The organism is Pseudomonas sp. LBUM1660 (genome assembly GCF_059695935.1).
In genome coordinates, this window is the sequence record NZ_CP166795.1 from 3,757,022 (window position 1) to 3,772,108 (window position 15,087).

The 15,087-nt window shown below is 57.8% G+C and carries 11 protein-coding genes; 5 read left to right on the forward strand and 6 right to left on the reverse strand.

What is annotated here, in order from left to right:
• Nucleotides 1–28: 28 nt before the first annotated feature.
• Nucleotides 29–928 (reverse strand): universal stress protein, encoded by a 900-nt coding sequence (locus tag ACA068_RS17595; RefSeq protein WP_497303563.1) that lies wholly within the window; start codon nt 926–928, stop codon nt 29–31.
• A 227-nt stretch (nt 929–1,155) separates the two neighbouring features.
• Here ACA068_RS17595 and ACA068_RS17600 point away from each other — a divergent pair, with 227 nt between their 5' ends.
• A complete protein-coding gene (locus ACA068_RS17600) occupies nt 1,156–1,719 on the forward strand; it encodes a GNAT family N-acetyltransferase (RefSeq protein WP_497303565.1) in 564 nt (187 codons plus the stop codon).
• A 53-nt stretch (nt 1,720–1,772) separates the two neighbouring features.
• Here ACA068_RS17600 and ACA068_RS17605 read toward each other — a convergent pair whose 3' ends face one another.
• Both ACA068_RS17605 and ACA068_RS17610 read right to left on the reverse strand, forming a co-directional pair.
• A complete protein-coding gene (locus tag ACA068_RS17605) occupies nt 1,773–2,696 on the reverse strand; it encodes a universal stress protein (protein ID WP_497303567.1) in 924 nt (307 codons plus the stop codon).
• Nucleotides 2,697–2,780: 84 nt separating this feature from the next.
• Nucleotides 2,781–4,046: an MgtC/SapB family protein gene (locus tag ACA068_RS17610; RefSeq protein ID WP_497303569.1), complete on the reverse strand. Its 1,266-nt coding sequence runs from the start codon at nt 4,044–4,046 to the stop codon at nt 2,781–2,783.
• Between the two features lie 275 nt (nt 4,047–4,321).
• Here ACA068_RS17610 and ACA068_RS17615 point away from each other — a divergent pair, with 275 nt between their 5' ends.
• Nucleotides 4,322–5,248 (forward strand): universal stress protein, encoded by a 927-nt coding sequence (locus ACA068_RS17615; RefSeq protein ID WP_497303571.1) that lies wholly within the window; start codon nt 4,322–4,324, stop codon nt 5,246–5,248.
• 71 nt (nt 5,249–5,319) lie between these two features.
• Here ACA068_RS17615 and ACA068_RS17620 read toward each other — a convergent pair whose 3' ends face one another.
• Together ACA068_RS17620 and ACA068_RS17625 are read right to left on the reverse strand one after the other, a co-directional pair.
• On the reverse strand, nt 5,320–6,678 hold the full coding sequence (locus ACA068_RS17620; protein WP_497303573.1) for an MATE family efflux transporter: 1,359 nt from the start codon (nt 6,676–6,678) through the stop codon (nt 5,320–5,322).
• Nucleotides 6,679–7,003: 325 nt separating this feature from the next.
• A complete protein-coding gene (locus ACA068_RS17625; RefSeq protein ID WP_497303575.1) occupies nt 7,004–7,798 on the reverse strand; it encodes a nitrilase-related carbon-nitrogen hydrolase in 795 nt (264 codons plus the stop codon).
• Nucleotides 7,799–8,586: 788 nt separating this feature from the next.
• Between ACA068_RS17625 and ACA068_RS17630 the strand changes: the two genes are divergently transcribed.
• On the forward strand, nt 8,587–10,209 hold the full coding sequence (locus ACA068_RS17630) for a DUF1254 domain-containing protein (protein ID WP_497303577.1): 1,623 nt from the start codon (nt 8,587–8,589) through the stop codon (nt 10,207–10,209).
• A 1,409-nt stretch (nt 10,210–11,618) separates the two neighbouring features.
• On the opposite strand, the gene ACA068_RS17635 is transcribed toward ACA068_RS17630, so the two are convergent.
• Nucleotides 11,619–13,049, reverse strand: a complete 1,431-nt coding sequence (locus ACA068_RS17635; RefSeq protein WP_497303579.1) for an IS1182 family transposase — start codon at nt 13,047–13,049, stop codon at nt 11,619–11,621.
• 840 nt (nt 13,050–13,889) lie between these two features.
• Between ACA068_RS17635 and ACA068_RS17640 the strand changes: the two genes are divergently transcribed.
• A complete protein-coding gene (locus ACA068_RS17640; protein WP_042932149.1) occupies nt 13,890–14,162 on the forward strand; it encodes a hypothetical protein in 273 nt (90 codons plus the stop codon).
• Nucleotides 14,163–14,333: 171 nt separating this feature from the next.
• On the forward strand, nt 14,334–15,056 hold the full coding sequence (locus ACA068_RS17645; protein WP_497310616.1) for a nuclease-related domain-containing protein: 723 nt from the start codon (nt 14,334–14,336) through the stop codon (nt 15,054–15,056).
• Nucleotides 15,057–15,087 lie beyond the last annotated feature (31 nt).

Below are 15,087 nucleotides of genomic sequence, written 5' to 3' on the forward strand. Positions count from 1 at the left end.
ATGGTTCTGTCCAAGGGCGCGATCATGCTCACCCCCTGACCGCCAGAATGCTGCCCGGCACCGAGTACAGCGCCCGCTCCGTATTACTGCCGATCAACCGGTCGATGCCCGCCCGGTGTACGGTGCCCATCACTACCACATCCGCCAGGTATTGCTCGACGAATTCACTGATCACCGGCACGGGCAGGCCCATGACGAAATGCCGCCGCTCCGGCGGCACACCGTGGCGATCCGCCAGGGTGACAAAGGCCTGGTGCAAGGATTGGCGCAGTTCCTCGATGACGTCCACGCCCCAGCCACCGCCAGCCAACGGCGCTTCGCCATTGAACGCCCGTGACAAGTCGTAGGCGTAAAGCAGGTGCAACGGAGCGTCGCATTGCAGCGCCAGGGCGTTGGCGGTCTGGATGATGGTGTCATTCAAGCCGTTGATTTGCGTTGAAGGATCGAACGGGTCCACCGCTGCCACGACCCGGTGCGGCAAGCCGTAACGCGTCTGATTGACCAGGTGCACGGGAACCGGGCACTCGCGTAACAAGTGGCAATCGAGCGGTGTGATGAACACCCGCTTGAGCAGCGGTTCAAGGGTGACGTCCTTGATCAGCAGATCCGGCTTGAAGTCTTCGACCGTTTTCAGAATATCCAGCAGCGGATGGGTGGTAAAAACCACTTCGACGGTCACGTCCAGGCCCATCTCATTGAACCGTTCGACCTCATCGGCCGCCCAGCGACGGTAGCGGCGCAAGTAGCCCTGATAGCGTGCGTCGTCAATCTTGTCTTCCCACACATGCACCACCGGCGCCGGCTCGACAAAGGCCCGCACCGCCAGTTCGGCACCGCTCGCCCTGGCCAGCGCGACGGCCCGCAGCAGGGCGGGGGACTGATGCAGGGTTTGGTCGGCGATCAGCAACAAACGTTGATATTGACCCATCACACACCTCGGCTCGACACCGGTCGTCAAACGCCGGCAGGTAACCAAGACTGCGCTCGTCGCCCCCTCCTCCCGCTTGATTTACATCAAACATGAGCCAATGAACGCTTGCCGTCGCGACTCTCTGATCCAGATCAGATTCCAGCGCCGCCAACGGCGTAGAAAGGAAGTAACCGAACGGCTCGTCACCGTGCGCCCACCTTTCAAACCGGATGGAGGAACACACCATGCTGACTGTCAAAGACCACAATGACCGAGCCGCTGCCGCCTACGCCGCTGTCACCGGCAAATACTGGATCGAAGCACTCAAGGACGGGCGTCATGTGCTGATCCGGCCGCTGGCGGAAAAAGACCGCGAGCGTGAACTCGCCTTTATCAAGCGCTTATCCCCCGAGTCCCGGCACATGCGCTTCCTCGCCCAGATCAACGAGCCCGGCACCGCCTTGCTCGACCAACTGATGGACACCGACAACAAACAGCGCACGGCCTACATTGCGCTGGTCCACGAAAACGGCCAACTGATCGAGATCGGTGTCAGCCGCTACGCCGCCACGGGCGAACATGTATGTGAATGCGCCGTGACAGTCGCCGATGAATGGACGCACCTGGGCCTGGGCTCCTTGTTGATGGAGCATTTGATCAAGGCCGCACGCAAGAACGGTTTCCGCCAGATGTATTCGGTGGATGCCTCCAGCAATGCGCCGATGCGCGACCTGGCCAAAGTGCTCGGTTTCGAGACGCACAATGATCCCGATGACACTCGTCAGGTCATTCACCGTCTCTACCTGTAAAAAATCGCCCCGCGATGTGCCGGCCAACGGCTCATCGCGGGGCGATCCAGCCTTCAGGATTGTAAAACCCGGCCCGGTTTGATCGCCAATACACTGCAAGGCGCCCGATGCAGCAGTTGCTCGGCCGTGGTGCCCAACAGCTTGTTCAGCCCCTTGTGCTGCACCGTCCCCATCACGATGACATCGGTGTGGTGCTCGGCGGCAAAATCACAAATGCTCGTCAGCGGCGCGCCCTCGATGAAGTGGCGATTTTGCGGTGGTACGCCGTGGCGCTCAGCCATTGCCGCAAACGCTTCGTGCTGGACCGTGCCCAGGGTTTCATAAACCCCGACGGCCAATGGCAGCGCGCCGAAGCCAATGTCCTGGGCATACACGGCCGTCCAGTCATACGCATGCACCAGCTCAAGCGTTGCACCACACACGGTGGCCAGCTTCGCCGCGGCGTCGATAATCTGGTCGTTGAACACGTGGTCCTGGTCTTCGCTGCGCAACACATCGATGATGCCCAGCACGTTGCGCGGCTTGGGGTTGAGGGCGCTGGTCACCAGGTGCACCGGCACCGGGCAATCGCGCAATAACTGCCAGTCCAGCGGCGTGAAAAACACGCGCTTCAAGGCTGACTCTTCCTGCGCATCCTTGATGATCAGCGCCAAGGGCATCTCGTTGACGAAATGCAGGATCTCCTCATACGGATGCTGCACCCAGACCACCTCGCTGGTGACCTCGACGCCGTGCTTGCTCATCAGCGCGGCTTGCTCGGCGAGCCATTGCCGATGGGTTTGCAAATACCCGTCCCGAGCCAGGCTGATCTGTTCTGGAGCAAACAACCCCGCCACCGCCAGGGCCTGCAAATAATCAAAGGCGACGATGTGCAACGGCATTTGCATGGCCAGCGCCAACGCGGCGGCACGGTCGAAGGCCGGCGTGCGGGTCATGGCTTGGGGAGCGATTAACAATAAACGCTGAATCTGCGACATGGGGCACCTCGGCACGTGGCCATCGGGATGGGAGTGAACAGACGTTCAGAGTGAGCGTTCCGGGTTCCGGCGACTTGATCTTTGTCAGTTGCCGGGCGAGACGCGCACTAAGTGCACCAAGAGGCCCGCCCACATCGCCAGCGTCAGCAACACTTGGCCGGGCACCACATACGCGGCGAACCGGCGCCCGCCGCTGACCCAGGCCACCACGCATTTGCTCAGGGAATTGCTGCTGACCGCGAGCAGCACAGGCGCGGAAATGGCATCAAACGGCAACAACCCGGACTTGGCTAGGGCCGCAATCGAGGCCGTCGAGGCATGCGCATCGGCGAAACCGGTGAAGGCGGCCGTCAGCATCACCCCCACTTCGCCGAAGTAGCTGAGCATCATCGACGACAGGAACGTAATACCGGTCAAGGTCAACGTGACGACCACGGCCAACTTGAGGTTGAAGGCCCCACCGACCTTGATCGGCTGACTGGCGCCGGTCGCCGGCTTGTGAAACATCAGACTCAGGCCATAGAGCGCGGTGGCAGCGAGCCCGCACAACAGCGGCCCCCACAGGTGACGCAGCAGATCGGGGTCAACCGCCCCCAGGATCAGGCCGACCTGCGTGAAGGTGGCCAGATTGGACAATATCGCCGCCGCGCTGAGGGTCTTGATGTTGCCGGGCTCCTTGCTGACCAGGTGCCCCATCGTAGCGATGGTCACGGTACTGGACGCAAAACCGGAGGCGATGGCACTGATCGCATAGCCGTAACGACTGCCCAAGGTACGCACGGCAATATGCCCCACCGCGCCGATCGCCATCAGCAGCACGGTCAAGGTGCAAATGGTCCGCAGATTGATCGCCGAATAGGGACCGATGAAGCGGTCCGGCGCCAACGGCAATACCACCAGCGCAGCCACCAGCAGCACCAGCCCGTCGCGCAATTCCGCTTCGGTCAATTGACTGCGCGCAAAGTGGTGCAACTTCTGCCGATACGCCAGCAACCCCGCCATCACCACGCCGATGGCAATGGCCAGCTCCGGCGCAGTGACGCACAACGCGCCCAGTACCAACACCGTGAGCAAGGCCACTTCGCTGGTCACACCCGGGTCATCGCTCAGGCTGCGCCAGTACGCCACGGTGACCAGCAGCGCCACACAGGTCGCCATGATCCCCAACAGCAGGCCACCGCCCACTTGCATCGCGCCATACCCCAGCAACGCGGTAATCGCGAACGTGCGCAAACCGGCACAGGCACGGCTGTCCCCTCGCCCCTTGTGCCGTTCGCGTTCAAGACCGATGAGCATGCCGATCCCCAGCGCAGCCGCCGCGCCGGCCATGCCGCCAAGGGTTTCATTCATTGGACTCTCAATCCGGATAAGCCGGGGGTCGCCTGCGTTCAGTTCACGCCAGCATGCGCCGAACCGTTTATGCCCAGGTTGATCATGATCAACCTCTTTGAGTATGGCCCAGGCAACCAAACGTTGGGCGCCCTCACGCTGACACGCGCAGGTTTGACAAAGATCAAGCGGTCCATCCCGGAGGTCCGCCAATATGGGCTTCAGGTAAACGCTCCAGCCAACCCTCGCGGCCACTTCAGGCCAGCGTCTGAGTGAAGACCCAAGGGAGAATTGTCATGACCGAACAATCACGCTTCATGCTCATCGCCTCGCCCCTGATGGAAAACAGCCCCGCGTTCGACCGGGCCGCCGCGCTGGCCAAGGCAGAAGACGCGGCGCTGCACATTGTCGCGTTCGACTTCCTGGAAGGCCTGGCCACCGCCAGCCTGGTCAACCGGGACGCCCTGGAGCAGATGCGCCTCGGGTACGTCGAGCGCCATCGCCAGTGGCTGGAAGAACAGGCCCGCCCTTTGCGCAAGATCGGCGTGACCGTCACTACCGAAGTGGTCTGGGTCGAACGGCCGTTGCAGGAAATCCTGATCCACCTCAAAGAGCAGCCGATGACCCTGGTGATCAAGGCGCTTGAACACGAATCGCTGCTGTCGCGGATGTTGTTCACGCCGCTGGACATCCACCTGCTACGCGAATGCCCGGTGCCGCTGCATTTTGTCAGCAACGTGCAACACGCCTTGCCGCGCCGGATCGTCGCGGCGGTCGACCCGTTCCATCGCGATGGCCAATACGAAGGCTTCAATGACCGCATCCTGCATGAAGCGGTGAAGCTGGGCACGGCCTGCAACGCCCAGGTCGACGTGGTGTACGCCTATGACCTGTCGTCCATCGGCGCCGATGAATTCGGCTTCGGCGACGCCTCCAAATTCTTCTCCTCGACCAACGCCAAAACCCTGTACGACGCGCAGGGCGAAGCGTTCAACGCTCTGGCCGAACGCAACGGCATTCCGCCGGAACAACGGCACATGGTGATGGGCAACCCGGCCAAAGTCCTGGCCAGTTATGCCGATGCCTACAACGTCGACGTGATCGTCATGGGCCGGGTTGGCCACCACGGCCTCGGCCGGCTGATCGGCAGCACGGTGGAACACCTGCTGTACAAAATGCCCTGCAGCGTGTGGGTGGTATCGCCGGAAGTCCTCGAGGAATAAGCAACGACCGCACACCCTGCAAAAAAAATGGGCCGCCGTTCGCACGGCAGCCCATTTTTTACGTCGCGGCGCTACACCAACCGCTCAATCGCCTGATGCTTCCAGACCTTTTTGTAATACGCCGTCTGCAACACCAGCATCCCAAGGTACGCCACCGGAAAGGCCATCCACACACCCTGCAACCCAAACTGCCCGTCCAGCACATACGCCACCGGCAACTGCACGCCGACCACGCAGAAAATCGAAATCGCCATCGGCACCAGCACCGAACCACTGGCGCGCATGATGCCGCCGACAATCGCCTGGAAGCCAAACACCAACAGACTCCAGAGCATGATGTGCAACAAATGCTCCGCCATCGCCCGGGTCGAATCCTCCGTGAGGAACAACCCCAGCAACCAGTGCGACAGCAAATAACCCAACACCACCAGGCCACCGGTCAGGCACACATTGATCAACAACCCCGTGCGCAAAATCGGCCCCATGCGCTCAAGCCGCCCTGCCCCGATCGCCTGAGCGCCAAGGATCGATGCGGTGATCGCAATCGACAACGCCGGAAACTGCACGTAATTGACGATCTGCGTCACCGCCCCATACGCCGCCGTCGCCTGCGAACCGTGCTGATTCACCAGCGCCAGAATCACCAACTCCGACACCGACAACACCACCATCTGCAACCCAGTCGGCAAACCGATGCGCAACACCTTGCCGAGAATCACCAGATCCAGGCGCATCGCCGCAAACATCTCCCGGTCCGGCGCCAACGGATGACCCTTGCGAATCAACCGCCACGCCAACCACCCCATCGCCGACAAATTCCCCGCCAGCCCCGCATACGCCGCACTCTGAATCCCCATCATCGGCAACCCGAACCACCCCCGAATCAACGCCGGCGTCAGCGCCAAGCCGATACACGTCGACACCACCAACGCAATCAACGGCGACACCGTATCGCTGACCCCGCGCAGCAGTTGAGTGAACAGCACGTAGACCAGCAGCGACGGCATGATCCACATCATCACGTGGGCGTAAGACACCGCGTCGTCTATAACGTCGGCCGGCGTGCCGAGGCCTTGGAGGGCTGGTCGTGCGAAGACGCTGCCTAGCACCGCCGCTGAAAGACCGATCATTGCGCCTAACAGCAACGTGGTGCCGGCGATGGTTTTCACCAAATGCGGCTCGCGTGCGCCCCAGGCCTGACCGATGAGCACCCCCGCACCCGCGCCGAGGCCGATGACCAGGGCGATGAAGAAGAAGACGATGGGAAACATGCCCGATACGGCCGCCAGGGCTTGGGTGCCGAGCATTTGGCCGATGTAGATGCTGTTGATCGTGCCCGACATGGATTGGAGGAAATTGGAGAGGACCATGGGGGCGAGGAAAAGGAGGTAGGTTTTCCAGAGGGGGTGTTGGGTGGTGGGGGTTTGCATTGAGGATCCGTCTCGGGGTGGGCTCGCGTTTGGAAATTCTACGCTAGGGGACTGGGCGTCACCTGTTCGATTTCGCGGATTTGGACAGCGTGAGTAAATGTCCGCGCTCGGCCAGAAGGGGCCGTTCACGAACGGCTTTCAACACAGCAACTGCCTACGACACCGACGACTGCACGGTTGGATCGATTGGTAGCCTTGTCTCGCGCTCAGGTGCAGCTTCATACCCTCATACCCTCATACCCTCATCCGCTTCAACGGCATCTTCCGATCCGCCGTTTAAGTCGTCTTTTTCAGGTTGCTGGCTTTGCCGCCAGACGTGGCTTGTTCATTTTTGGTGTGGGCCTGATAAAGCATAGCGACTTGCCTCTTCCATCAAGTCATCGCACATAGGATTCGCCTTGAGAACGTGCGCTGCTGGGTCGATTATCGACAAGCCAAGCGAGGTCTCTTCTGTGGCGGATGTCCAAACTTCTCCCATAGGCCCGACAATTTGGCTTTCACCTCTGAATGTCGCCTCTGCGCCTGCATACATTTCCACACCAGTACGATTGGCACAGATAAGCGGAGTGGCGTTTTCCATTGCGCGAATGCGCGCAAGCTGGGTTGTCCAAGGCCCACCATAGTTGGCTGGACAACACAGTAACTGCGCACCTTGGCGCACCAGCAACCGCGCGGCTTCTGGCATCCAGAGGTCGAAACAGGTAAGAACGCCGAAACGGCAGATTCCGTCATCGAAACACGCTAATGAATCGCCAGAGGTGAAGAGGAGCTTTTCTATTCGTGACAGGTGGCACTTGCGTTGCTTTCCCAGCCAGCGCCCTCGCGATACGACAATCGCCGTGTTGTAGATTTGATCGCCGTCACGCTCGGCGATGCCCGCAATTAGCGTTGCATTCTTGTCTGCCGACAGTTGCAGTAAGAACTGCGCCGTTGGCCCATCGAGCGCCGATTCAGCATGAAGAAACAATGCCTCACGCGAGTCGTGAAAATAACCGATGGTGCAAAGTTCGGGCATTACCAAGAGATCAAATTGTGCCGAGTCAACGGCATCGCGAATTTTATTGAAATTTGCTGCTGGGTCGCCAAATGAAACGGGATACTGCAAAAAAGCGGTCAGCATGAAGTGTCCAATCATTATGGAGATTTTATGGGCCCGGGCTTATCTTCCCTTGGGCGGCGTCAAGTTGAACTATACCCTTACCGGATGTCAGGCAGAGCGCCAGCGCATATCGCAGCCAACACCTCGGTTGGCGAGCGTCAATTACGACTTCCTGCTCTTCGCGCTCTTGGCCGGCAAGGGTTTGCAGTTCTGTCCGCAGTGGAGCGTAGCTCCCTACCTCAGGCGCGGTGAACTGATGCAAGTGCTACCCGACCTAATCCCGGAGCCGGACCAATTCGGATCGAAAGTCCATGTAATCTATCCAGTCCACAGCGCCATACACGCAAGCACCAGGCTTTTATCGAGTGCCTCAGCAACTACTTGGACGAGGAGGTGCTTCATTGACAGTGAATTGCGGCGGACTCTGTAGATACAAATGATTGGTAGCTTTGGGTCAAAAACGGCCATCCAGCAGTGGAGATTCAAGCTGGGCGCCAGCAACCCTAACGATGGGAATTCTAATGTTTGCTGACATTCCGCTTTCGGCCAAAAGCAGTCGACGGTTGGAGCGATGGCAAATGTGCACCTATGCTTGGTTCTGCAGGAAGAACTGATCGAGCATTTCGAGCTACTACATCAACTGTGCGCATTATCTGTAAAGGGGCATCCGGGTGTACCAGTGTCACCACACCTTGGAGATGAGCAGGGAGGTGGGTATGTAGTTTCCCGAACTCTTGAGAATCCCCTTGCACCATTCACGCTCTCAGTTTGAGTAGCCAATGCATTAGGCAGCCCCCCAGGAGAACGCCATGGAGCACATTCTCAAACCAATCGCCGTACTGACGGCTTTTGTGGCGCTAGCTTTGCCTGTGATAAGCGCGGCGCAGACGGCAACCGTAATCCCCCCGGGGATCACTACGCCAGATCGCATCGAAACCCGTATCGGCTCGTTGGAGTTCAAGGACGGCGCGCCGAGCGTGGAAACCACACAAGACGTCTACGACACCTTGGCGTTCACTCGCGGCATCGACGCGTTCATGAACAGTTTTTCAGGCGCCTCAGCCTATGCGATTCGCGAGGGCTTCCACAGCATTGGGGCTGAAGACAATACGGTGATCATCTTCTCCGACCTGATGGACTCGAACTCACTCTTTCTCACCGCCAACGCCGACACCATCTATACGCTCTCGGTTCTCGACTTGACGAAAGGACCGTTGGTGGTTGAGGTGCCACCCAAATCACTCGGCACGCTCAATGACATGTGGTTCGGCTGGATCATCGACATCGGCGCGCCCGGCCCGGATCGGGGCGAAGGAGGAAAGTACCTGGTCGTGCCGCCTGACTATGATGGTCCGCTGCCAGACAGTGGCTTCTTCGTAGGCCGAGCGAAAACCAATCATGTGCTCTATGCCGTTCGCGCCTTCATGGAGAACAATGATCCGAAACCCGCTGTCGACCTGATCAAAGACAAGCTGAAGATTTATCCTTACACACCCGGCGGCTACGGCACCAGCATCGCCACGGCGCTCGCCGGCCAGATCAGGCTGGAGCCCAATCCGCCGATACCGCCGACAAAATTCGTGGAGGGCAGCGGCAAGTCTTTCAACACCATTCCCCCTAATGACTTTGCCTATTACGAGATGCTCGACAAACTTGTGCAGCTGGAACCCGCCACCTCGTTCGACCCGGAACTCCTTGGCCAACTGGCGGCCATCGGGATCGTCAAGGGCAAGCACTTTGCTCCGGACGAGCGGATGAAGAAGATCCTCACCGACGCGGCGGCCGTGGGCAATGCAGCGGGACGATCACTGAACTTTCGTGGCGCCGAATACCCCGGCTGGGCTTACTACCCGAATTCGATGTGGGCCAGCATGCTATGGCAGGGAGGTTTCAACTTTGAGACACCGCCGCCCATGATCACCAAGGAAGGCTTGTTCAAGCCATTACCCCCTACCGGTGCGCGAACGCTCGATTCGCGCACGGCCTTTTATTACGGCTACACCATGGATTCGCCGGGTATGATCATGCGCCTGCCCAATGTAGGCTCGCAGTACCTCATGGGCTTCACCGATGCGCAAAAGAATCCCTTCGATGGCGGCAAGACCTACAAAGTGACCTTGCCGCCGAAAATTCCAGCGGCCAAATTCTGGTCGTTCACCGTCTACGACAACCAGTCGCGGTCGATGCTCCAGACGCCGCAGCGCTACCCGCGCGCCGGTAGTCAGACCTACCCTTCACCGGCCGCCGTCGAGAATGCGGACGGGTCCACGACCATCTACTTCGGCCCCTCAAAACCCGCTGATGCCAAGGCGGGTAACTGGATTCAGACCACGCCAGACAAGGGCTGGTTTACGATTCTGCGCCTCTACAGCCCACTTGAATCGTTCTTCACGAAAGCGTGGCGGCCGAGTGAGATCGAACTGGTTCGATAAGACGGAGTCACGGTCAGCACATTCGCTCGGGACGGTGCTGACCGCGATTTTGGTTCTTGCCGAACGGGTAGGAAAATGCTGCGAATCCAAACAACGCTAACACTACTGTCGGCCCCTGTTGTCCGTATCCATGCTGATGGGTAGATAAGCTTGCAATCTTGTTAGTTGAAACTGACAGGCCATTTGAGTGACTTCAGTTTCATACGAACGGCTGCATTGGGTCGATTTCGGCCCGTCACGACAGGCGGAAAACGGCTAAAAGCAGATGCTCGCCCCAAAGCAGAATAATGTGAAAAACCAAACGGGGACGTAATGATATGTTCCACATATTTCATGAGATAAAACAATGACTTGTCCAAGATGTGAGCAAGACGAGATTATCAAAGTTCAAGTGCGGGCAACAGACGAAATTTTGCACCTTTGCCCCGAGTGCGATGCGACTTGGTTCAGTGTTGATGCCGTAGGCAGGGACGCCTTCATTGATTTTTCTACTTACATGGAGGCGGCAGGGTTACCTCCATTGTGGAGCTCGTTGTGTGTGCTTGAGCCAAATAAAATTACCAGCGACAAGGCATGGAAATATCTGCTTTCAGTAGGTTCGATTCTGACTGAGTGACCCAAGAAGGCAAAAGCCTGGCAGCTCTCCACCCATTGCTGCCGGTGGCGACAGGCGTCATAGACCCATAGCGGGCAACGGAACGAAGACCTCGACGTCAGCTAATCTATTTCAACAATAACGACGCTGAAAGCGAGGCAAGGGAATGAAAATGGGATTTAGGGATGATCTAGTCTGTTCAATGGTTTTGATCACTCTCGTTCTCGTTTACGCATCCAGTGGTGGCAACACGCTTTACTTAGGCTTCTGGTATCTCATTGGAGTGCCAGTGGTAATGTTGCTACCAGGATTGATTCTACGTTCTCGGGCCCTGTTTCTAACTGGAACGACAGCCGCAGCGGTTGTCACTCTTCTAGTCTACATGGCGATCGTATCCAGCTCGGGTCGTGATGGCGGTCTCGTTGGGTTGGGTCATTTATTTTCTGTCCCGGGGATGGTCGTCGGCACAAGTGTTTCGGCTTGGTTGTTGAGGTTCCGTGTAAATACGAGCTTGCCATGGATTGTCGCGGGCTTTGCGTTTCTGGGAGCCGGCTTCGGTTTCATGATTGCCCAAGTTATCGTGTGCACCACCGCTATGTACTGCGGCGCACTATCGATGGGTGTTTGGAATTAACTGAACGAGCGTCCGCTTCTGGCCCAGAGTGTGTAAAAACGCGCCGATGCACTGTCGGCGCGCAGCGCTGACGGTTGTTAGCTGAGTAATTGCTCACAACAAGTCCTGCGGATCATCACGAGGGTCTGGGAGCCCCTAGCGCCGCTTCTACCTTGCTGGGTGGCCAAAATACAGACCTCTTCAGGCCGACAGCGCCTTCATTAAACCGCTGGTACCGAGAATTTTCATGACTCGTTTCAAGTTGTAGGCGAGGACGTTCAAGCTCATCTCCGCACTTACTCCGTTCAGCTTTCGTGTCAGGAAATGTGTGGCGCCCATCCATTGTTTGAGTGTCCCGAAGGGATGCTCGACCGTACGCTTGCGGACTCGCATCATGTCCGGCGCGTTGCTCAGCCTGTTCTGCATTTCCTCCAATACGGCTTCATGCTCCCATCGCCGAACTCGCCGATGCTTGCTCGGTGTGCACTTCGATTTCAGCGCGCATCCCTGGCAATTAGAACTCCAGTAACGGTGCAACTTCAGGCCTTTTTCAACGCTGGAAAAGCGCCAGATCAACGCCTCTCCAGCGGGACAAATGTATTCGTTTTTTGCCGCGTCATAGATGAAGGCATCGTTATTGAAACGCCCGTCAGCCTTGGCTCCAGAGGTCATCGGCTTGGGCACATAGGCGGTGATGCCTGCATCGTGACAAGCTAGGATTTGTTCGCTTTTGAAGTAACCTCGGTCAGCCACTACCGACAACGTATCTGACGCCATCGCCTCGCGGGCCTGCTTGGCCATCGAGCTGAGTAGATCGCGGTCGGAACCGACGTTGGTCACCTCATGCGCAACGATCAAATGGTGCTGGGTATCGACTGCTGTCTGCACGTTGTAACCGACGATTCCAGTGCCGCGCGTCATCATGGAACGGGCGTCTGGATCGGTCAGTGAGACCTGTTTATCCGGTGATTCGTTGAGCTGAGTTTCAATGACCTGCAACTCTTTCATCTGAGCTTTGAGCTTGTCGATTTTCTCTTGCAGACGAGCAGCCTTGGGCTGAGCGACCGAGGGTTCTTGCCGATCGGTTTCGTCGAGCGTAGTCAGGTACCGACTGATACTTGATTCAATTTCTTCCATCCGCCGTTTCAGCTTGGCGCTGGTGAAATTGCGGTCGCGGTTATTGACGGCCTTGAATTTACTGCCGTCGATGGCGACCAGATTTTCTTCGAACAGTCCTAGCTGCTGACAGAGCACCACGAACTGGCGGCAGACACCTCGGATGGCCTTGCTGTTGTCTTTTCGGAAGTTGGCGATGGTCTTGAAATCGGGCATCAAACGCCCGGTCAGCCACATCAGCTCGACGTTGCGTTGGGCTTCTCGTTCAAGACGCCGGCTCGATGGAATGCGGTTCAGATAGCCGTAGATGTAGATCTTTAGCAGGACCGAGGGATGGTAAGCCGGCCGGCCTGTATCAGCAGGTAAGGCGCCCTCGAAACCTAGTTTGACCAGGTCCAGTTCGTCGACAAAGATGTCGACTACGCGCACCGGATTGGCATCCGTGACGTAATCGTCGAGGCTCGCGGGAAGGAAGGTTTCTTGGCCTCGATGTTCACCTTGGATAAAGCGCTTCATGGGCGATCCCTGCGATGAAATCCTCAGAAATCATAGCAGGGCTAAGAGCGGTGCTCTGTTCAGATATTGATGCGTTTTTCAACCGCCTGTAGTTGCCTTACCGGGTCCCAACCACTCGGCGACGCTTGAGCTTTGCTCCACCAAAGCATTCCTTTAGAGATCCATAATTTCCGCAAATCAGCATGAGCAGATGTTGCGTCATCATAGCCAAACTGCGTACCGCAGGACGGGCACATGCCAAACGAAGAGCAGTCAACCTCATCGTATGGAGGCTCTTCAAGCCCGGGGTATCCACAAACCGGACAAAGATATGAAACGTTGCTTGCAATCATCCAACCCCCAGATTTCTAGCCTCTAGCCCACGTTGTCGGCGTACCTGCTGATTTCCGGAATCTTATACTGAATCTGAGCAACTGATGTCTGACCTGGGCTGAGTAGGAAAAAACACTAGAGTGGAAGCCACTAACAAGGGTTTTGACACACTCTGGGCCGATAGCAGTCGCTCACGGAAGGGATGTAACGGTCCTAGGACTGCTATAAATCTCCTACGAAAACCTCAGAATCCCTAACCTTGCCCGTCGCCCCGTTCAAGCTTATAGTCCGCCCGTCGCCCAAAATGGCGATCGGGTTTGGCGACCCGAGATACGAGTGCGAGGGCGTTCTGCTTATTTGCAGGCGTCATCGCATCTGCAAAACCGCAGTTTTATGGCGGTTGTGCGCGGGAGACCTTCGGGTCTGCCGGTTACTCGTTTCCGGTTCGCCAACCTGCGCACAACTGCCACCCTCTTCGTTTGGCGACGATCTGTTGGCAGTCTCAACAATTTAAACGAGATTTCATCTATGGAAAGATACATGCCTCTCACCGGAATCGACCTGATCCCGGCCTCCCTGCTCATCGACACCCAAGCTCCACTCGACGTCCTTCAAGCCATGGCCGACTACCGCATCCGCACCGTCACTCAGGTGCTGGAAAACATCGCCTTCCGCGCCGAGCTCGGTTGTGACACGGTGGTGTTGACGGACTTCTCCAAATTGCTGGCCATCCCATTGCGCGATGGCTGTGACTTGATGGATGTGATCGGCCGACGCTTGCGGGCGCAGGCAGCGGAGTAAATGAAAAAGGGCGCCTATCTGGCGCCCGTTTTGTTTGCGGTCCGGAATGTTTTACTGGGACGTAGCACCAGACAACTCAACACCCCTCCTCTCACTGCAAAGGACTGCCAAGTGAACGCCTCCGTTATCCTGCAACCTTTACTCAACATCCTGATATGGCTACTACCGCTGATGCTGGTATGGACGCTGCTGCACACGCGCCTGTTCAAAGGCTGGTTCGGTGAACGTCTGGTGCGTTTGCATGCGCACTTTAGATTGGATCGTCAGGTTTACCATCGCCTGCATGACGTGACGCTGATCACCCCGGACGGCACCACGCAGATCGACCATGTGTTTGTGTCACCCTTCGGCATTTTCGTGCTGGAAACCAAGTACATGAAAGGCTGGATCTTCGGTGGTGAGAAGCAGGCTCAGTGGACGCAGCAGATCTACAAGAAGCGCAACACCTTCCAGAACCCTAACCGCCAGAACTACAAGCACTTGAAGGCTCTGCAAGCGGCGTTGGGTATCGGCCCGGACTTTGTGCATTCGGTCATCGTGTTTGTCGGCCCAAGCACTTTCAAGACCAGGATGCCGGCTAATGTCACCCGAGGCAGTGGCTGGGTTGGTTACATCAAGTCTTTCCAGCAAACGGTGTTCAGCGAGGCGCAGGTGGCAGCCATGTTGCAGACCTTGCAAGCAGATCGCCTGGCGCCGACGCTCGCTACCCGGCGTGAGCATGTGCAACGCCTGAAGCAGCGCGACGATCCATCAGCCTCGCGCCAATGCCCGCGTTGCGGCAGTGCGCTGGTGGTGCGGACATACAACGGTGGCCCGAGGAGCGGTCAACAGTTTTGGGGCTGCAGCACTTTCCCCAAGTGCCGAACGGTGCAGCCCATTTCGCCAAGCAGCTAAGCTGAATGAGTAGGCCCTTTCGCGAATGGCT

Excerpts from the sequence above, each read along its gene's own strand:
- ACA068_RS17595 (WP_497303563.1), bottom strand. The coding sequence starts at position 928 with ATGGGTCAATATCAACGTTTGTTGCTGATCGCCGACCAAACCCTGCAT.
- ACA068_RS17645 (WP_497310616.1), top strand. The coding sequence starts at position 14,334 with ATGCTGGTATGGACGCTGCTGCACACGCGCCTGTTCAAAGGCTGGTTC.
- ACA068_RS17610 (WP_497303569.1), bottom strand. The coding sequence starts at position 4,046 with ATGAATGAAACCCTTGGCGGCATGGCCGGCGCGGCGGCTGCGCTGGGG.
- ACA068_RS17625 (WP_497303575.1), bottom strand. The coding sequence starts at position 7,798 with ATGCTGACCGCTTTTTTGCAGTATCCCGTTTCATTTGGCGACCCAGCA.
- ACA068_RS17635 (WP_497303579.1), bottom strand. The coding sequence starts at position 13,049 with ATGAAGCGCTTTATCCAAGGTGAACATCGAGGCCAAGAAACCTTCCTT.
- ACA068_RS17640 (WP_042932149.1), top strand. The coding sequence starts at position 13,890 with ATGGAAAGATACATGCCTCTCACCGGAATCGACCTGATCCCGGCCTCC.
- ACA068_RS17600 (WP_497303565.1), top strand. The coding sequence starts at position 1,156 with ATGCTGACTGTCAAAGACCACAATGACCGAGCCGCTGCCGCCTACGCC.
- ACA068_RS17615 (WP_497303571.1), top strand. The coding sequence starts at position 4,322 with ATGACCGAACAATCACGCTTCATGCTCATCGCCTCGCCCCTGATGGAA.
- ACA068_RS17620 (WP_497303573.1), bottom strand. The coding sequence starts at position 6,678 with ATGCAAACCCCCACCACCCAACACCCCCTCTGGAAAACCTACCTCCTT.
- ACA068_RS17605 (WP_497303567.1), bottom strand. The coding sequence starts at position 2,696 with ATGTCGCAGATTCAGCGTTTATTGTTAATCGCTCCCCAAGCCATGACC.
- ACA068_RS17630 (WP_497303577.1), top strand. The coding sequence starts at position 8,587 with ATGGAGCACATTCTCAAACCAATCGCCGTACTGACGGCTTTTGTGGCG.